Below are 18,613 nucleotides of genomic sequence, written 5' to 3' on the forward strand. Positions count from 1 at the left end.
AGGGGTGGTGGAGGTATCGGAAGTGCGAATGCTGACATGAGTAGCGACAAACAGAGTGAGAAACTCTGTCGCCGAAAGTCCAAGGGTTCCTGCGCAAGGTTAATCCGCGCAGGGTGAGCCGGCCCCTAAGGCGAGGGCGAAAGCCGTAGTCGATGGGAACGGGGTTAACATTCCCCGGCCTGCTGGAAGTGACGAATGATGGGTGTCGTGGGTCCTTATCGGATTGGATCTGCGGCGAAGTTGTTCCGGGAAATAGCTCCAGCGTATAGACCGTACCCGAAACCGACACAGGTGGACTGGTAGAGCATACCAAGGCGCTTGAGAGAACGATGCTGAAGGAACTAGGCAAATTGCTCGCGTAACTTCGGGATAAGCGAGACCCATTGGTGGGCAACCATTGGTGGGTGGCACAAAGCAGGGGGTAGCGACTGTTTAGTAAAAACACAGGGCTCTGCGAAGTCGAGAGACGACGTATAGGGTCTGACGCCTGCCCGGTGCCGGAAGGTTAAGAGGAGGTGTGCAAGCACTGAATTGAAGCCCCGGTAAACGGCGGCCGTAACTATAACGGTCCTAAGGTAGCGAAATTCCTTGTCGGGTAAGTTCCGACCTGCACGAATGGCGTAACGACTTCCCCACTGTCTCCAGCATCGACTCAGCGAAATTGAATTCCCCGTGAAGATGCGGGGTACCCGCGGTCAGACGGAAAGACCCTATGAACCTTTACTGCAGCTTTGCAGTGGCATTAGGAGAGAGCTGTGTAGGATAGGTGGGAGGCTTTGAAGCCTGGGCGCTAGCTTGGGTGGAGCCAACCTTGAAATACCACCCTGATCTCTTCTGATGTCTAACCGAGACCGGTCAGCCCGGTCCGGGACCCTGCATGGTGGGCAGTTTGACTGGGGCGGTCGCCTCCCAAATAGTAACGGAGGCGCGCGATGGTGGGCTCAGGCCGGTCGGACATCGGCTGCTGAGTGCAATGGCACAAGCCCGCCTGACTGCGAGAGTGACAGCTCGAGCAGAGACGAAAGTCGGCCATAGTGATCCGGTGGTCCCGCGTGGAAGGGCCATCGCTCAACGGATAAAAGGTACTCTAGGGATAACAGGCTGATCTCCCCCAAGAGTCCACATCGACGGGGAGGTTTGGCACCTCGATGTCGGCTCATCACATCCTGGGGCTGGAGCAGGTCCCAAGGGTTCGGCTGTTCGCCGATTAAAGTGGTACGTGAGCTGGGTTTAGAACGTCGTGAGACAGTTCGGTCCCTATCTGCCGTGGGTGAAGGAGATTTGAGAGGATTTGTCCCTAGTACGAGAGGACCGGGATGAACACACCTCTGGTGCACCAGTTGTCACGCCAGTGGCACCGCTGGGTAGCTATGTGTGGACAAGATAACCGCTGAAAGCATCTAAGCGGGAAACTTACCTCAAAACGAGATCTCCCTGAGGGCCGTGGTAGACCACCACGTCGATAGGCCAGATGTATACGGACGGTAACGTCCTCAGCTAACTGGTCCTAATCGCCCGATCGGCTCGATAACCCTCTACACCATGCATGGAAATCATCCCCAGTCCGTCATATTCGGCGCCAGCCGGATGTGACCCCGGGGCGGCCTGCGGCAGTCAAATGGCCCTTCGCCATTTGACGAAAGCAAACGCACCCGGCCCAAGCCGGGGATGGCACGCACACAACACCAACCAGAACCTCGATCACACCCTCGACCCCGAGGGTGGATTGGACGACCTGGTGGCCATGGCGGGGAGCCTACACCCGATCCCATCCCGAACTCGGCCGTGAAATTCCCCAGCGCCCATGGTACTGTGTCTCAAGGCACGGGAGAGTAGGTCGCCGCCAGGTCTTCCAATCCACCCCTCTTGCTTCCCCCCGGCCCAACCGGGGAACACCCACCACCAACGCGGGGTGGAGCAGCCCGGTAGCTCGTCAGGCTCATAACCTGAAGGTCATAGGTTCAAATCCTATCCCCGCAACCAACGATTCCGACATTCCCCGAACAGGCGTTCCGGAGTTCTGTTTCCCGAGCCTCCCAACGTCCTGATGTTGGATCCAGTTCGGGATTGTCCCCAGGACGCCATAGAGCTGGGCATCGATCTCGCCTCGGTTCGGATCAGGATACAGCATAATCTTTTCGATCAGCGCGCGAATGGCTTCGGCAGCCTCCGCTTGGTCCTCCGGGCTGTGGAGAGCCTCGATCAGTCGCTCCACTTTTTTGCGGTAGATCCCGGCGATATTCGGATGGAGCTCCGGGATATCGGCCGGCCCTTGCGCCAGTAGTCCCTTCACAACGTCCTCGCGCGCTTCCTGCTCACGCATCCGATCCGTCATACCGCGCGTGTAGCCGCCCTATTCGACGATGGTCAGCATCTGGTTCAGCGTCCGCTGGATTTTCAACAATTCTATCCGATGGCCTTCGCCGCTGGCACGCCGTTCCCGATTGAGCCGGTTGATCTCCTCCGCATAAGACCGCATCGCATCGGCGGCCACGCTCGGCGCCATCAGGCGTTCGCGGAGGCCACCAGGACCCGATGCTCAAACTCCTCAACGTTGGCAACCGTGGCTGGTCGGTCGTTCGATGTGCGGGCCATGCCCACCCTGGACAGGATCGTTGCGATATGGCTCAGTGGTCCGCCAGTGGTCCGTCTTCAAAGGCGGCAAGAGGGAGGCGGGTCGATGCAAACGCAGCAAGCAGCACCGGACGAACCCGGTCCCGTGGAACGGGTCTACCGGCACCTGGTCGCACATCTGTCCGGCGCGCATGACGGCGGCCGCCTGCCGAGCGAAAGGGCGCTGGCGGCGAGGCTGCGGGTTAGCCGCCAATCGGTCCGAGCTGCCTTCCGCCGGCTGAACCAGGTCGGGCGCGTCGTGCGCGTGGTCGGCAGCGGCAGCTATGTGGTGCCGGAACCAACCCCATCCCACCGGACGCTGCCAGACGTCGCCATGCTGGACGTGCTGGAGGTGCGCCACATCCTGGAACCGACCATTGCCGCCCTGGCCACGTCCCGGGCGACCGGGGACGATTTCACCCGCATCCGCCGTCGACTGGAAGAATTGCAGCAGGCGGCTGAACCGGACATTGCCAAGCGGTTGGGCTATCTGTTCTGGCAGGACATGGCCCGGGCCACGCGCAACCCGCTGCTAGCCACGATCTACCAGCTTCTCACCGATTGCCGCGAACAGCTTGGATGGAGTCAGGCCACCGGCCTTGCCGGGGACGCCGGGCGGCAGGCCGTGCAGGCGAAACTGGCGGCGGCGATTTTCGATGCGTTGAAAGCGCGCGATGGCGAGCAGGCCAGGGTGCTGGCAGCAGAGCGGACACGTAACATGCTGATGGCGCTGGCCGATCCGGACGGCACCCCGGCCGAGGCGCGCTGGACGGCGCTGGACGTCTGAACGCCGGTTGACCCTGATCCACTTGCGGACCACAATCGCCGAAATGGTTCAATAAGAACGGCACAGTTGGAGGAAACCGAGGTGGCTCAGCAGGTCTCACCCGCATTGCAGCGCATGCGATGGTTCGCTGTGGTCCTGTGCATGATCGCCATAGCGTTGAATTACATTGATCGCTCGACCCTCGCGGTCGGCAACCTGAAAATCCGCGAAAGCTTCGCCCTGACCGCCGCTGGGATCGGCGCGTTGCAGTCGGCCTGGTCGCTGACCTACGCCTTCGCGCAATTGCCGATCGGCGCGCTGATCGACCGGATCGGTACGCGGCGCCTGGTGGGCTGGGCGTTGGTGCTGTGGTCGCTGGCACAGGCGGCCGGCGGCATTTTCACCAGCTATGCGGGGCTGCTGGCCTCCCGCATTGCTTTGGGCGTGTTCGAGTGTCCGGCCTTTCCCGGTGCGGTCCGCTGCGTGTCGGACTGGTTCCATCCGCGAGACCGAGGCCGCCCGACCGGAGTCTACACCGTCGGCGGTGACCTGGGGCGGTTGGTTGGCCTGCCGATCATGACCGCCCTGATGCTCGCGCTGGGCTGGCGCGGCATGTTCGTTGCGATGGGGGTAATGGGGCTGGCCGCCGCCGGCGGCTGGTTCCTGCTGTATCGCGATCCCGATTTTTCGAAATTGCAGAAAGAAGATCACGACTATCTCTCCTTCAATCAGGGATCGACGAACGGAGGTGATCTGCGGGACTGGATGCGCTTGTTCCACTTCCGCTCAATGTGGGGCCTGATCTTCGGCGCGTTCTGCTCCGGTTATGTGATCTGGATGTATGGCACCTGGCTGCCCGGGTTCCTGGAGATGCAGCACCATGTCAGCATTGGCAAAACCGGCTTGCTGGCGATGATTCCGCTGGCGTGCTCGATCATCGGCTCGCAGGTTGGCGGTCAGGCGACGGATTGGCTGGCGCATCGCGGCGTGGGCATCGTCGCCAGCCGAAAAATCCCGACGGTGGCGGGCTTCGTCGTGTCGGCGGCGTTCTGCACCGTGGCGGCCTATACAACGTCGTTGAACATGGCGTTGTTCGGGGTGTCCGGGTCGATGTTCTTCCTGGCGTTCGCGCAGACCGGGCACTGGACGCTCATCACGGCTGTCGCGCCGCACTCGCAATCGGCTTCGGTCTCGTCGATCCAGAACTTCGGGTCGTATCTGGGAGGCACGGTGTCGCCGCTGCTGACCGGCATCGTCGTCGATCAGACCGGGTCGTTCGACCTCGCTTTGGCGCTGGGCGCGGCGTTCATGATTGCCGGAGCGTTCTTCTATGGCGTGGTCGTACGTGATCCGATCGAATTACATGAGCCCGACGGTGTTGCTCTCACCCAGGCCGTCGCCGATTGAAGCGGGAGATACGCCATGAGCCAAACCGAACTGACACGGTCGCAGCCGGTCAATGCGGCGACCAAGATGGCGATCGCGGATTGCGACATCCATCACAGCCCGCGTGAATTTTCCATGCTATATAAATATCTGGAACCTCAGTGGCGCGACCATCTGGATCAGTTCGGGCAGCGGGCACGACAGGGCAATTACAGCGGGCCGCAATACCCCAAAAGCCAGCCGGATGCGTCGCGCCGGGATGCCTGGCCGCCAGGCGGGGGACGGCCGGGCAGTAATCTCGATTTCATGCGCACCCATCACCTTGATCCTCACAATATCGAGCTGGGCGTCCTGGCGATGATCCGGCCACATCCGGGTGGATTCCAGAACCTGGACCTGAGTGCGGCGCTCTGCCGAGCGATCAACGATTGGCAGGTAACGGAATGGACGCAGCCGGAGCCTCGGTTGAAGGCCTCGATCGTGGTACCGTATGAGGATGCACCGGCATCGGTCCGCGAGATCGAGCGCTGGGCCGGCCATCCGGACATGGTGCAGGTGCTGCTGCTGTCACGAACCGTCGAACCGTTAGGCAATCGCCGCTACTGGCCGATCTACGAAGCCGCCGGTCTGCCGGTCGGCGTCCACGCCTTCGGTTATGGCGGCCAGCCAACCAGCAGCACCGGCTGGGGCAGCTTTTACATCGAGGACATGGTCGGCCACTCGCAGTCCTGCCAGTCCATGGTCTCCAGCATGGTCGTAGAAGGGATTTTCGAGCGCTTCCCGGCGCTGCGTGTGGTGCTGATCGAGGCCGGTTTTGCCTGGATGGCATCGCTGGCGTGGCGGCTGGACCGCAACTGGCGGCGGCTGCGCGCCGAAACACCACACCTAAAGCGCTTACCGAGCGAGTACATCAAAAGCCACATCTGGTTGACGACGCAACCAATGGAGGAACCGGACCCGTCAGAGCATCTGCGCGACGTCATCGAGTGGATCGGCTGGGACCGGCTGTTGTTCGCCACGGATTATCCGCATTGGGACTACGATAGTCCTCAGACCGCGATGCCGCTGCGTCTGACACAAGAGCAGCGGGAGGCGTTCTTCATCGGCAACGCGCGTGACGTCTATACGCCTGGGTGGCGGTCATGACGATCGATTGCGATATCCACCCGTCGATCCCCAACCTGGCCGCGCTGCTGCCATATCTGGACGAGCACTGGCGGGAGATCGTGAAACTGCGCGGCATGGATGAGTTCAATTCCATCAGCTATCCCGCGCGTTCGCCCCTGACCGCTCGGCCGGACTGGCGGCCGGAAAAAGGCAAACCGGCGGCAACACTGGAACAAATCCGCGGTGAATGCCTGGATCCGTTCGGCACCGATCTGGCAATTTGCAATTGTCTACACGGCATCCAACTCCTGTTCAGCGAAGATCTCGCCGCCGCCTTCGCCCGGGCAGTCAACACCTTGGTTGCGAAGGAACTGCTGGACAAGGAACCCCGGCTGCGGGCCAGCATCGTCGTGCCGATCCAGAACGTGGGACTGGCCGTCGAGGAAATCGAGCGCTGGGCTGGTGATCCCAGGTTCGTGCAGGTTCTGCTGTTGGCCAGCGGCGATCATCCCCTGGGCAAGCGTATCTACTGGCCCATCTACGCCGCCGCGGCCCGCCACAGGCTGACGATCGGCATTCATGCTGGAAGCAGCTACCACAATCCGCCCACGGCGGCCGGCTGGCCGACCTATTACACTGAAGACTACACGGCTCAGGCACAGGCGTTTCAGACGCAACTGTCGAGCCTGATCTGCGAGGGCGTATTCAACCAATATCCGGACCTGATCGTCGTGCTGCTGGAGTCCGGCTGGACCTGGCTGCCGGCGCATCTCTGGCGCCTGACCAAGTATTGGCGTGGCCTGCGCATGGAAATCCCCTGGGTGGATCGCTCGCCGTTCGACATCGTACGCAGCAATGTGCGCCTGTCCTTGCAGCCTACCGACGGCCCTCCGGACAGTGCGGACCTGGAACGGGTGATTGAACACCTGAAATCCGACGCACTGCTGCTGTTCTCCACCGATTATCCACATTGGCAGTTTGACGGCCGCGACGCGTTGCCGTCTGGGCTGCCGGCGTCCCTGAAGCGCAAGATCATGGTCGACAACCCGCGGGCGACCTATGCGCGGCTTGTGGAGCCGGTGGCATGACCCAGCACGTCGTTGCCCCCGTCGCCGAGGTCCCGCCCGGCAGTCACAAGCTGTACACAGTCAAGGGACGGCCCATTGCGGTCTTCAAAGTGGACGGCGAATATTTCGGCATGCTGGACCGTTGCCCGCACCAGGGCGGCAGTCTCTGCGCCGGCGTGGTGTCCGGGGTGCTGGTGTCCGGCAAACCCGGCACTTATCGCCTGGAGCGAAACGGCGAATTAGTACGCTGTCCCTGGCATGGCTGGGAATTCGACATCCGCACCGGCCAGTCTTATTGCGACCCGGCAAAGATTCGCGGCAAATCCTATCCGATGAGTGTCGCCTCCGGCGCCGCGGTGTCCGAAGGGCCCTATGTCGCGGAGACTGTGCCGGTACGAGTCGAACAGGATTATATCGTCGTCGAGATGTGAGCCCGCAGGTGCCTCGGCCTTGATTAGCTTGTCGCGTGGCGTGTTGAACACGTAATGAAGTGCGATAGTGTGTCCGACCGAGACCGTCCAGAACGTGGGGGGGCAGGTCGCTCTCTGAGACGGGCGGCGGAGCCCAACGCGCCGCGACGGCATAATCCCGGTCAAACGTACCGTTCACGACGGAGGTCTGGACTTTCAGCATCAAATGAGCGCCCCGCGGAGACCAGCGCATTTGCTGTTGGGCATTCATCCGCCAATGCAGTAGCCATTGCACCGTGCTGTCGGTGATTGCCGTCGAAATTGGTTCTTCACGGCGGCGGGCTGTCGCGTAATCGATGATGATGTTGGATTGCCCCGAAACATATATCTCGAGATCGCCCAGGAGGCGCGCCACCTTGCGTGCGGCGGCAGCAATCGGCGACTTATCGTCGACTGAGGCATCTACGATAACGACGGTTTCGGCAATGAGATTCAGGGCCCGTTTGACCTGACCATGCCAGAGACGCCATCGGATTCGTTCGATCGTCTCGGCGAGGCGGGCACCAGCCTGGCGATCAGTCTCCGTGGCGTTGGGCCAACTTGTGGCCGCCTGGGCGACGTGTTGAACCCGCATCGCGACGTGGAACCAATCCAATACATGGTGAGTCGGACCGGAGCTGGCGGCTTCGCCGAGCGATCTTGGACCATCGGCACCATCGCTCAGGATGGTGACCGATATCGCTGGCGTGGCTCCCAATCCATGAAGCACACCGCGCAACTGTCGCGTCTGCGACGTCGCCTCCGCCGGCACGCTCGCGAATACGACCTGTTTCCCCTCATCGTTGCTGAGTTCTCCGAGCGAACGGCTGATTGGAAAGCTAAAGCGGTTCAAACGCGCTGCTATGCGGTGCGAGAAAACCAAGACCAACCCTGCCACAATCGTGGCGTTGACGTTCATATTGATCAAATCCGCCCGCAGGGACTAACAAAAATCTTAGAGTAATGTCATCGAACCGACCCGGACCGCGTATCGGTCCCGCCCTAGGTTCCGTTCGCCGTCATGGCACGCGTCATCCCCGGTCTGAGGAATCGATGAATAAAATAAATCTGTTCAACTATACTCTGCTTTGTACTGCCGCGATCGGTGTGCTCGTGTTCGCCCGGCCGGCAGTGGCTCAGACTGACACCCGGATCCAGTCGATCGAGCAGCAAATCAAATCGTTGCGAGGCCAGTTGGGTCAGGTGAAAGCCGATCTCGCGACCCGCGACCGAGCGCTGAAGGCGGCGCAACAGCAGGCCAGGCAGGCGCAGGAGCAGGCCGCGGCCGCCTCGGCGCAAGCAGCGCATGCGGCCGCGACGACGCCGGCTCAGGTGGCCTCGGCAACTGCGGCAGCGCCGTCGCAGCCCGACCAGCCACCGCTGGGCCAGGGGCAATTCCGGGTCGGTAAATTGACTGTCACCTTGGGCGGCTTCGCGGCGCTCGAAGGTATCGACCGCTCGCGTAATCTGGCATCGGGCATCGCCACGGGCTTCAACAGCATTCCGCTCGCCAACAGTCCGAATTACCGCATTCCGGAATACCGTGAAACATCGCAGCAAAGCCGCTTCTCGCTGCTGACCGAAGGCCAGATCGACGAGGTGCAGAAGCTGAGCGGCTACCTGGAGACCGACTTCCTGAGCGCCGGCTCGTCGTCGAACTCGAACCAGAGCAATAGCTACACGCTGCGGCTGCGCCAGTTCTGGGGCGCGTACGACAACACCGATTTGGGCCTGCATATCCTCGGCGGCCAGGCCTGGAGCCTTGCCACCATGTACCAGACCGGCCTGTTACCGCGTCAGGAAAACGTGCCACTGACCATCGATGCCCAGTATGTCGTGGGCTTCAACTGGGAACGGCAGCCTGAACTGCGGGTGGTCAAGGACTTCGATGACCACAAACTATGGGCTGGTCTTTCGATCGAGTCGCCACAGTCGCTGTTCAGCCCGTCCGGCGGCAACAACTGCCTGACCGGTGCCACGACGGCGACGGCGATCGGCGGCGGTGCCCAGGAATCCGATCAGTGCGGCGGTTCCAACGTCAACTCCATCCAGCAATACAGCGACACCAATGCGCCTGACATCATTGCCAAGGTCGCGGCGGATCCGGGCTGGGGCCACTACGAGTTGTATGGACTGTTGCGTTTCCTGGATGGCAGCGTTGCCGTCGCCAGCAACGGTTCCGGCCGGAATTTCCAAACGACGGGCGAAGGCGTCGGCGCCGGCATGATTCTGCCGTTGGTGCCGAAGATACTGAACTTCCAGGTCAGCGGCCTGATCGGCCGGGGTGTCGGCCGCTATGGCACGTCGCAGCTGCCCGACGCCACCTTCGCCCCCAACGGCAAGATCGAACCGCTAGCGGAATACTCCGTCATGGGCGGGTTCGTTGCGCACCCGACCCCGGCGATCGATATCTACGCCTATGGCGGTGCCGAAGGCGCCGCGCAGAAATCCTACTCGGGCACCGCCGGCTACGGCAATCCCGACGTGAACCTGTCAGGCTGCTTCGAAGAGCTTGGCTCGTGCAATGCGGTGACCTCGGCCATCGTGGAAGGCACTGTCGGCGCCTGGTGGCGAGTGATCAAATCCGCCTACGGCGCCGCCGAGGTTGGCGCGCAGTATGCGTATGTGGACCGCAACACCTTCGCGGGCATCGGGAACACCAGGGACAGTGTGCTGTCCCCCTCCACCGACGAAAACATGTTCCTGTTCAGCGTTCGCTATCTGCCGTTCCAGTAACGATAACATGCTGGGGGGACGGCGGCGGATTCGCACGCTCCAGTCCGCGGACCGCCGCGGCGGTTTGATGTGCGTCCGCCGTGCCAAGGCCGCGAGCGGCCTGCAGGGTGTGTTCAAAGCGCACCGCGGCGTGCCGACAATCCGGCACGATCGCGGTATCCGGCAGCACTTGTGTTGCAGGCGCCACAGTCAGGCATCGCCGTCGCACAATACCGTCGCCGGCATATCCGCCGTCACGCCGGCCATAGCGAGCACCCGCTCGAACGCGCCGGATGCAATCGCCTGGCTGTTGCATGCGAAATCGAAGCGGGACTGGCTGCCCTGAGCGCCGATCATGATCGCGTTCAACGCGTGCCACCTCGACCTCCGTCGTCTCCCCGGCCTGCAACTCCGTCACCAGCTTGACCCGCCACACCGGTTTCGCCATCAGCTCACTCTCGTCCCGTGAGCGTAAGATCTACCGTAGCCGGAACAAACCCCACAGGCTTGCATGCTCCCCCCGCCCTGTCCGGCGCCCAACATCTGATCCACCTACCAGCGTTGCCAACTCGGCGACCACCATATCGTTGTTGAACCCGGTTACGGTGTCCGATAACCATACCAGTGAACACCCCCCGCTCGGCGGAGCCATGACTGGATAATGGACGCAGGTGGATGATGAGACCTTGCCGGACTAAAGGGACAGCACGCTGGATCCACCTCGCGCTGATCAGCCTGGTCGCTGCTCAAATACTCATCGCGGGCCGTCCCCCCGCTTTCGGGGTCGAAGCTGTGCATCCGAAGGCAATTCTCAACCGCCAACTCAACGAACAGGTCATTCGTATCCCGACGGAAGAGCCGCCGGTCGTCACGCTTGAAGTGACGATCATGCACCCGAACGGACCTGGCCCGTTCCCCTTGGCGATCATGAACCACGGTGCCAGCAACATCTCCAGCGGGCATCGTGGCGATCGATACCATCTGACCAACACAGCTTTTTATTTCCTGTCGCGTGGTTATGCGGTCGCGCTGCCGATGATGAGGGGTTTCGCGGCATCCGGCGGCGAATTCTACCATTTCGGCTGCGACCTGAGTGCTACCGGCATAGCGAACGCGCAAGACATTCGGTCCGTTATCCGCTATCTCGCGGCCGACCCGAGATTCGATACCAGCCGCGTTATCGTCGCGGGACAAAGTTTCGGTGGCTGGAACACTCTCGCACTCGGCGCCTTGAATGTGCCCAACGTCGCGGCGTTGATCGACTTTAATGGCGGAATAGAATCGTCAGACTGCGATGCTGACTCCCGCAACCTGATAGCGGCTGCTGGTATCTTCGGCGCTCACACCAGGATTCCGTCTCTCTGGTTCTACGGATTGAATGACAGTATTTTTCCGGTCGATATCTGGAGGGCTATGTATGACAGTTACGTCCGCGCCGGCGGAAATGCGAAGTTGGTAAATGTGGGCGTGTTCATGGCCAATTCGCATCAGTTTCTGGCGTATCCTGAGAGCCTGCACTCTGGGTGCCGAAAATAGATGCATTCTTGGGACAAATTGGTATGCCGTCGACCGAGTTGCACGCCGGCTACCTGCCGGAACGATTTCCACCACCGACACAGTTCGCCGCGATTACCGATGTCACGGCTATTCCATATCTCTCGCAACAATCTCGCGAGATGTATCGCGATTTCCTCGAATTGCCGTTTCCCCGTGCCTTCGTGATCGACAACATGGGGACAGCCGTCAGCGAGAGCGGTGGTTTAGATCCACTTGGCCGAGCCATGGCCATTTGCCATACGCGTAAAGGGCAATGCGGCGTATACGCCGTCGATGACCGTGTCGTCTGGAAACCATTTCCCGTCGCCGGCCAACAACCGCCAGGTGATAAGTGTCCGCAAACGGCAATGGATCGCGGGGAGGCACAGCATTCTGATCGGTGCCTGCTGCAGTCGCGGCCATGGGTGATGCGATGACTCTACTCATGCCGTTATAGGAACAGTTAAGTCTGGTCGTTGCGTATCGGTTTTTCGGCTTATAGGCCGGACAGATCGTGGTGAAGCGCCTGGAGGCGGATTAGAAAATCATTCGTCTAAAGAAGCTGCAAAGTGGCATCGGGCATTGTTTGCTTTCGCCGTCGCCCCACATCATGTTTTGTAATCATCGCCAGCAAGGAGCCTGTCGGACATGAGGATTTCCCGTCTCAACACAGCGATTATCGCTGCCTCTGTGCTCTACGCGCTCTCAGCGTCAGGCCAAACCACTACAACGCCGTCAAAGCAGCCGGCCCAAGGAGTTCCACTGTCGATGGCGGGTCCACAGTATGGCAGCCACGGCGACGCGCAAAAGCAGAAGATCCAGGGAGTTCCCCGGGGGGCGACCGATCCGCAGTACGGTGGAGCGGCAGCAAAGCAGAAGACTTCAGGCGCTCCGGCATCACTGGTTGGTGGTGGGCAGTACGGCGGGGCACAAAAGCAGCAGTAAGGATCTCGGCACGGTTGCTTAAAAAGGGGTTCGCAGATCCGCCGGCCCTTTTTTGCGTCCAGATCGGGAACGATCTCCCTCGCATCACGCATAGGTGATATACTGCTTTGCAGCATTGTAACGCGTCGATTCTATCCTAATTTTAATTTAGTCTAGCGTAGATAAACGGAATCTTAAATCTTCGGAGAATATTGTGAATAAATTGTTAATCGTCGCTGTGGCGACGCTTAGCGTTGCTGCGCCGGTATTTGCGCAGGGTGTACCGGCAGGGACGAGCACGCCGGTGTACGGCTCACGGGCGTTCCCAAGCACGCCATATGAACCTGCGTTCTTCAAGCTGTTCAGTGGACACAAAAGCAATACCACGGACACAAGCACCAACAAGGGTACGAGCGACACTTCAACGCCGACGACCGGAAGTTAAGGGCTGGCCGGGGAATAAGCGAATTGTCCGGCGAACGCCGCCGGCCTCTCATCGTCATGGCGGGCGAAGGCCCGCCATCCATGCCTTGCTGTGTAGGTCTCGGAAAAGGCGTGGATCGCAGGCCTACGCCTGCCATGACGGGACTGGGCGACAGTGCCAATATCGAAGCATTTGTTTATGCACGAAGCCTAAGAAGGAGCCGGAGCAATCGCCCCGGCTCTCCCCGCGCATGATCTTAACAATCAATATGCGACAAATTGCGGTAATCCGAAGAAGTGAGCAAAGTCTATAGACACTTGAAAGCCGAGAGTAAGCGCATTCTTCGGTTCCCTGGAACTGAATGCATCGAGGAGGTTATTGGGTGCCACGATGTAATCTATAAATGGCTCGACGGTTAGCCCAGGAACCACCGCGAAGTTGTAGTCCACCTCATAAAACCACATGCTCGGCGCGTTTGGTTGCTGGTTCTGGGCGTTGGCAAAACGCGAGCCCATGATGGTAATCGTGTCATCAGGACGGGCGTTCCCGAACGGCGCACGATCATAGATGCCAGCATCAAACTGACTCCAATAAGGTGCTCCGCCAGTGTAGATGATGCCACCAGCAAACAGGGCGATGCTTTGGTTCTTGTTTGGGTCCGGCCGCCACACGGTCTTCTCCGCCTGCGCGTAGTATGCCGTGCGACCGCGCATCGGAATGCCGTTCGGGGTAGTGTAATCGGCGTCATCCCAATAGCCACCGATGTCATATTTCGCTGGATAACGAGCATCGCTTAGGCTGGTTTGATAGCCGATTTCCGCGGGCAGAAAGATGCCGTCTGATCCCTTCACATTGAAATTGAAACCCTGCTGATTAGGGTTAAGTTGGCTGATATCATCATCATATGCGCCGGTTCGAAAATAGGTGTGTGGGGTTGTCTGGACGTTGAGGAACCCACCCCATGTCGAAGCCGGAAACGCAACGCTTGCGTTGCTGAAGTACCAACTTGCCGGCTGGGCGCACAGGGGTGCCCCAACGGTCGAGCATGAGATCCCCAGATCGGAGGTTGCGAAATTGAGTGTCGGGTTTGTTCGGCCGACTTGAATATCAATCCGATCGTCATAAAAAGCCTGTTCGTAATAAAGCTCTGAAAGTCGGGCTGCCCGCGTTGGCCCGACGCCGCCTTCTGTCAGACCGGCTGAGTTCCCAGTGTTGTTGTTTAAGCTGAAGCCGCTCCGCTCATCGAACGTAACGTGCAACGATCCTCCGGTAAGCCCGAGCATTTTTTGGAGATCGAATACGGCACCGACCGAAAATTGGCCGCTTGGTCCTATGCCGGTCTTGCCGGGGACACCGCCCGAGGCCATGCCAGCTATATCTTCGGTGTAGCTGCCTGAGAGATAGATACCCTCATCCGCCAGTGACTTTCCGATGCTATTTCCGAACTGGACGATTTGCGCAACTGGACCCGTGCCAGTCAGGGGCGGTGGTATCGATGGTATCTGACCAATTGGCGGCGCTTGTGGAACGGCACTTTGCGTTGGTGATGACGTCGATGGCGGTGGTGTCGGCGATTGCGAAGGTGCGTACGGCGATGCTGATTGTTGGGCGCTGGCTGGCGTGAGTGCCCCGGCGAATATGGTTAATGAAGTGGCCATACTCAAGCAAACGGCACCCAATACGTCGCACGAACGGTGCCGAATTTTATATTCCACCTTTTACCTCCCTGCCATTCCTCTATATAGCGGAACGATCGCCAAGAGATGATCGAACAAAAAAGATTTTTGATCTATTAAAATTAGTTTTATATACTATTCATGTGTGAATATTATTTTAATTTTGATAGTCGTGGAGTACGTTCTTGTTACCATACATATCTATTATCGTACGACACCAGTAAGATGTGTTGATCGGGATAGGGGACACCTCGCGGCGCCGCCCCTCCCGCACCACCCGGCTTACGAGTCGCGCACCACTGCGGTTCGATCGGGTTAAGCGGGGTGTCGGAACATGGAGGCGGGGAAGACCAATTGAGTCGCAATAGTGGTCACGTAGGACCGCCGGGTGCGCGGACATACGCCAGTATCCAGCCGGCGAACCGGCGGCGGCCGCCACTCGGGACTACGACACGCCTCGGCGGCGTCGTTTTATGAAGCGATGGAAAGCAGGTCGTCTTCAGCAGGGTGCCCGCGGAGACTGATCGGCGACGGAACCGACTGCATGGGCTGGGCGTAACGCCGGCGAGGCCCATTACCATCTGAGCGACGGTGCCGAAGGACAGCGATCGCCCGTTGAAGCGACAAGTGTTGGTTCAACCCATTATGTGTTGGACTGGGTCCATCGTTCACGGCGGTTCCTGCGCCTTGTTTGATCGCATGATTCGCCGTTCCGATGATTCCATCGGCTCGGGTCGCGCTCTAATGTTGTGCCAGAAACAGTCGAATCTGATCGTCGCGCATTGGCTTTCCGGCCCACAGCCCGGACAGATCGCGGTGAAACGCCTGGAGGCGGATTAACAAATCATTGGTCGAAAGGCCGATCTGTACCGGAAAGCCAAATCGGTGCAGGCGGCGCAATCGGCTCAAGGTGTTCGATAGGCCTGCTCCCCCACCAAACGGCTCGAAAAACAGCAGCTTGTAATAGAATGTATGGGACGGCCGAGCATTGTTAGGTCGCAGAACGATCTCGCCAATTTCATCGATCCAGTTGACGAGATCCTCGATCCAAGAGTCGCGATCTGATGACTCCGAAACGGTCCATAGCTTCAGCAGGTGGTCGTTGATGGGTTTTTCCAGCCCCGTGATAACACGCTCAGCCTTTTTCTGGGTGTAGGCCATTTGCAGCGTCATGCTCGAGGCAAGCAGGCTATGCGTTTGCATTTCAGTTATTCCGGATTCCGTGCATGACGTAAAAAAGGTCAAGGGCGTGCGACCATTGTTTTGCTGGGCAGATCATGCGTGGACCACCCGCCGCCCAGGGCTCGCACCAGTTGCACGCTCGATCGTAACGCACGGGTCTGCAACGAAAGCGTCGCCTGCTTTGCCTGCAGGGCGGCGGTCTGGGCAACCACGACATCGAGATAGTTGGTCGCACCATCATGGTAGAGGCTCATCGCCATCTCCGCGGCATGATCCGCCGCCTGTTCGGCTGCTTCCTCCTGTTGCGACTCACGCGCCAGGATCCGGAGGTTCGAAAGATTGTCGTCGACCTGCTGGAACGCCTTCAACACCACGGATCGGTAGGCTTCCCCATCGGCTCGCAGAACCCCTCTTGCCGCGGCCTCCTGGGCACGCCGCAGACCGCCCTCGAACAGCGGCAGCGCCATTTGCGGCCCCAGCGTCCAGAACGTGTAAGGCGCGCTTAGCAAAGCCGCCTCGCCGGTGTTCTGGAAACCCAGCAGGGCGCTCAAGCTGATATCCGGATAAAACGCCGAGCGGGCGACACCGACCAACGCGTTGGCTGCCGCGACACGCCGTTCGGCGGCGGCGATATCCGGGCGGCGTTGCAGCAACGTGGACGGCACACCGGTCGGAATGTGTGGTACTGCGATCTGGATCACCCGAGGCGCGATCGAAAACGACGAAGCAGGTCGCCCAACCAAGCTTGCGATCGCATGCTCGTATAGCGCCCGCCGTGCCAAGACATCGGATGCCTGCGCCTGCGCGGATTCAAGTTGGTCCTGGGCACGCGCCATATCGATGCCGGACGCGATCTTGCCACCGTACCGGGCCTGGGTGATGTCCAGGGCCCGCTGATACGCCCCCAGGGTCTGCCGCAGCAGGTCCTCCTGCGCGTCGAATCCACGCAGCGCCATGTAATCGCTGGCAACCTGGGCATGCAGGCTGAGGCGTATCGTCGCCAGGTCCGCGGCGCTGGCCTGGGCCGAAGCCTTCTGCGCCGCAACCCCATTCCGCAGACGCCCCCAGACATCCAGATCGTAGCTGATCTGCGCATCCACGGTGTTAGCGGGGTACTGGTTTGGCTGATCCGCCGACCGCAATGGGCGCCGCTCCGACTGGCGGTTGGTTGTCATCGAAGCCCCAGTCGAGATTTGCGGCAGCAGTGTCGAACCCGCTTCCGCCACGTCGGCCCGGGCAACGTCATAGCGGGCGACGGCCTCTGCTACCGTCGGGTTGTGCGCATCGACCCTTGCCTCGAGATTATCGAGGTCCGGATCTCCGTAAGCAGTCCACCAAGGGCCGCGTGGCAGAGTTTCGGCTGGATGCGCTAATTCCCATGGCCCGGCTTCCTTAAATGAAGCCGGTATCGCGGCCACCTCTGGCGGCTTGTAGGGTGGCGCCAGCGAGCAGCCCGCCATCACCAGCAGCGGCCCCAGCAGGACGGTCAGGCGGCCTGTAATGGTCATTGGCTGGCCACGGCGATCGGCTTGACGCCGGCCGCTGCGAACGATGCGCCTGCCACACGAATCTTTTCGCCCTCTATCAGCGAATCCGGGGGGCTGTCGATCACCCGATCGGACGGCGTCAACCCGCTTATCACTTCCATTTGCGTCCCCAGGTCCCGACCAGCCCGGATCGGTGTAATCGATGCTTTTCCATCTGGCCCGACCATCGCCACCTTCAGTCCCCCCTCGCGGAACAGCAGCGCGCTTGTCGGTATTCGAACCACGTCGGGTTGCGCCGGAAGCTCAAAATGGATGTCCGCGAAGGTCCCGGGTGACAGCACTCCGTCAGTATTGTTCGCCTTGAGTTCCACGAGCAGTGTGTTGGAGGCCGGGTCGATCGCGTTCGCGGTCGTCACCACGACGGCCGGGAATGACCGGCCCGGATACTGGGGCAGGGACAACGATGCTTTCATGCCCGTGGTGATATCGGCGGACTCGGCCTGCGGCACCCGCACATAGACGCGCATCTGATGCACGTCGGCGACGGCGAACAACTCAGGCCCGATCCCGCTGCCTGCGTTGATCAGCGCCCCCACGTCGGTACGTCGCGCCGTGATGACGCCATCGAACGGGGCAACGATCCGCTTGAACGCCTCCTGCGCCTGCAGCCGTGCGACATTGGCGCGGGCGGCGTTGACTGCTGCCAGCTTGGCTGCCGCATCGCCGGCCTTTACATCCACCTCCTGCACCGAAACCGCGTCTGACTTCAGTAGCCGTTGCCACCGGCCCGCGGTCAGCTGGGCCAGCCGGTAGTTCGCTTCGGCAGCGGCCAGGTTGGCGTTGGCCTGCGCCAGTTCCTGATCGAGATCGGGCGTCTCGATCGTGGCGAGCAGTTGTCCGGACGTCACGTGGGCCCCCATGTCCTGGTACCACATCTTCAGATAACCACTGACACGGGCGTAGATCGGTGCCTGGAAGTACGCTCGCACCGTCCCGGGCAGCGTCATCTGCTGCCCGGTAACGCCGCGTTGCGGATGGATCACGTCCACCGTTGGGATCGCCTCCTGCGTGGTGATTTGCACGATGCGTTCCTCGCTCCAGCCCCGGTCCAATACGCCGTAAACCCCCGTCGCGAGGGCCGCGGTCAGCGCGCCTATACCCAGGATCAGCCGCCGGCCTCGCGCAGGTGCGGGGGCCTGGTCTACGTCAGATGCGTCTTGCCGCTCCGAAACGGTGGGGGCGGGCAGGGCGACTTCCATGTTCGTGTCTGGCATAGAGCGT

16 protein-coding genes, 1 tRNA gene and 2 rRNA genes (1 of these 19 only partly in view) are annotated in these 18,613 nt (G+C 60.6%); 13 read left to right on the plus strand and 6 right to left on the minus strand.

Going from position 1 to position 18,613, the window contains the following annotated elements:
* From GSQ89_RS26635 to GSQ89_RS26645, 3 genes are all read left to right on the plus strand, one after another.
* Nucleotides 1–1,532: ribosomal RNA gene (locus tag GSQ89_RS26635) — 23S ribosomal RNA — on the plus strand; it begins 1,206 nt to the left of the window's first position.
* Between the two features lie 202 nt (nucleotides 1,533–1,734).
* Nucleotides 1,735–1,849: ribosomal RNA gene (rrf, locus tag GSQ89_RS26640) — 5S ribosomal RNA — on the plus strand.
* Nucleotides 1,850–1,906: 57 nt separating this feature from the next.
* Nucleotides 1,907–1,983 (plus strand) — tRNA-Met (locus GSQ89_RS26645).
* 370 nt (nucleotides 1,984–2,353) lie between these two features.
* Here GSQ89_RS26645 and GSQ89_RS26650 read toward each other — a convergent pair.
* The gene (locus GSQ89_RS26650) at nucleotides 2,354–2,506 is read right to left on the minus strand and encodes a hypothetical protein (RefSeq protein ID WP_158930977.1); all 153 of its coding nucleotides are present in this window, start codon (nucleotides 2,504–2,506) and stop codon (nucleotides 2,354–2,356) included.
* Nucleotides 2,507–2,680: 174 nt separating this feature from the next.
* Between GSQ89_RS26650 and GSQ89_RS26655 the strand changes: the two genes are divergently transcribed.
* The 7 genes from GSQ89_RS26655 to GSQ89_RS26685 all read left to right on the plus strand — a co-directional run bounded on the left by GSQ89_RS26655 (nucleotide 2,681) and on the right by GSQ89_RS26685 (nucleotide 10,124).
* Nucleotides 2,681–3,400 (plus strand): FadR/GntR family transcriptional regulator, encoded by a 720-nt coding sequence (locus GSQ89_RS26655; RefSeq protein WP_158930979.1) that lies wholly within the window; start codon nucleotides 2,681–2,683, stop codon nucleotides 3,398–3,400.
* Nucleotides 3,401–3,481: 81 nt separating this feature from the next.
* On the plus strand, nucleotides 3,482–4,786 hold the full coding sequence (locus tag GSQ89_RS26660; RefSeq protein WP_158930981.1) for an MFS transporter: 1,305 nt from the start codon (nucleotides 3,482–3,484) through the stop codon (nucleotides 4,784–4,786).
* Between the two features lie 15 nt (nucleotides 4,787–4,801).
* The gene (locus GSQ89_RS26665) at nucleotides 4,802–5,911 is read left to right on the plus strand and encodes an amidohydrolase family protein (RefSeq protein ID WP_158930983.1); all 1,110 of its coding nucleotides are present in this window, start codon (nucleotides 4,802–4,804) and stop codon (nucleotides 5,909–5,911) included.
* Nucleotides 5,908–6,960 (plus strand): amidohydrolase family protein, encoded by a 1,053-nt coding sequence (locus GSQ89_RS26670; protein WP_158930985.1) that lies wholly within the window; start codon nucleotides 5,908–5,910, stop codon nucleotides 6,958–6,960. Before GSQ89_RS26665 ends, GSQ89_RS26670 begins: the two co-directional genes overlap by 4 nt.
* On the plus strand, nucleotides 6,957–7,370 hold the full coding sequence (locus GSQ89_RS26675; protein WP_158930987.1) for a Rieske 2Fe-2S domain-containing protein: 414 nt from the start codon (nucleotides 6,957–6,959) through the stop codon (nucleotides 7,368–7,370). Before GSQ89_RS26670 ends, GSQ89_RS26675 begins: the two co-directional genes overlap by 4 nt.
* Nucleotides 7,371–7,863: 493 nt before the next feature.
* The gene (locus GSQ89_RS26680; protein ID WP_158930989.1) at nucleotides 7,864–8,352 is read left to right on the plus strand and encodes a hypothetical protein; all 489 of its coding nucleotides are present in this window, start codon (nucleotides 7,864–7,866) and stop codon (nucleotides 8,350–8,352) included.
* A gap of 89 nt (nucleotides 8,353–8,441) precedes the next feature.
* The gene (locus GSQ89_RS26685; protein WP_158930991.1) at nucleotides 8,442–10,124 is read left to right on the plus strand and encodes a hypothetical protein; all 1,683 of its coding nucleotides are present in this window, start codon (nucleotides 8,442–8,444) and stop codon (nucleotides 10,122–10,124) included.
* Nucleotides 10,125–10,313: 189 nt separating this feature from the next.
* On the opposite strand, the gene GSQ89_RS26690 is transcribed toward GSQ89_RS26685, so the two are convergent.
* The gene (locus GSQ89_RS26690) at nucleotides 10,314–10,472 is read right to left on the minus strand and encodes a hypothetical protein (RefSeq protein WP_158930993.1); all 159 of its coding nucleotides are present in this window, start codon (nucleotides 10,470–10,472) and stop codon (nucleotides 10,314–10,316) included.
* 306 nt (nucleotides 10,473–10,778) lie between these two features.
* On the opposite strand from GSQ89_RS26690, the gene GSQ89_RS26695 reads away from it, so the two are divergent.
* Both GSQ89_RS26695 and GSQ89_RS26700 read left to right on the plus strand, forming a co-directional pair.
* Nucleotides 10,779–11,639: a dienelactone hydrolase family protein gene (locus GSQ89_RS26695; protein WP_158930995.1), complete on the plus strand. Its 861-nt coding sequence runs from the start codon at nucleotides 10,779–10,781 to the stop codon at nucleotides 11,637–11,639.
* A 23-nt stretch (nucleotides 11,640–11,662) separates the two neighbouring features.
* Nucleotides 11,663–12,076, plus strand: coding sequence for a hypothetical protein (locus GSQ89_RS26700; protein WP_158930997.1), 414 nt, complete (start codon nucleotides 11,663–11,665; stop codon nucleotides 12,074–12,076).
* 1,174 nt (nucleotides 12,077–13,250) lie between these two features.
* On the opposite strand, the gene GSQ89_RS26705 is transcribed toward GSQ89_RS26700, so the two are convergent.
* Nucleotides 13,251–14,354 carry a carbohydrate porin gene (locus tag GSQ89_RS26705; RefSeq protein WP_158930999.1) on the minus strand — a complete coding sequence of 368 codons (1,104 nt, stop codon included), beginning with the start codon at nucleotides 14,352–14,354 and terminating at the stop codon, nucleotides 13,251–13,253.
* A 128-nt stretch (nucleotides 14,355–14,482) separates the two neighbouring features.
* On the opposite strand from GSQ89_RS26705, the gene GSQ89_RS39815 reads away from it, so the two are divergent.
* Nucleotides 14,483–14,611 (plus strand): hypothetical protein, encoded by a 129-nt coding sequence (locus tag GSQ89_RS39815; protein WP_256367346.1) that lies wholly within the window; start codon nucleotides 14,483–14,485, stop codon nucleotides 14,609–14,611.
* Between the two features lie 793 nt (nucleotides 14,612–15,404).
* On the opposite strand, the gene GSQ89_RS26710 is transcribed toward GSQ89_RS39815, so the two are convergent.
* From GSQ89_RS26710 to GSQ89_RS26720, 3 genes are read right to left on the minus strand one after another with little or no spacing between them, the layout of a single operon-like run.
* A complete protein-coding gene (locus tag GSQ89_RS26710) occupies nucleotides 15,405–15,866 on the minus strand; it encodes a hypothetical protein (RefSeq protein WP_158931001.1) in 462 nt (153 codons plus the stop codon).
* 38 nt (nucleotides 15,867–15,904) lie between these two features.
* Nucleotides 15,905–17,353 (minus strand): efflux transporter outer membrane subunit, encoded by a 1,449-nt coding sequence (locus tag GSQ89_RS26715; RefSeq protein ID WP_158931003.1) that lies wholly within the window; start codon nucleotides 17,351–17,353, stop codon nucleotides 15,905–15,907.
* Nucleotides 17,350–18,606, minus strand: a complete 1,257-nt coding sequence (locus GSQ89_RS26720; protein ID WP_216856414.1) for an efflux RND transporter periplasmic adaptor subunit — start codon at nucleotides 18,604–18,606, stop codon at nucleotides 17,350–17,352. Before GSQ89_RS26720 ends, GSQ89_RS26715 begins: the two co-directional genes overlap by 4 nt.
* Between the last annotated feature and the right edge of the window lie 7 nt (nucleotides 18,607–18,613).

Source organism: Acidisphaera sp. S103 (genome assembly GCF_009765975.1).
GTDB lineage: Bacteria > Pseudomonadota > Alphaproteobacteria > Acetobacterales > Acetobacteraceae > Rhodopila.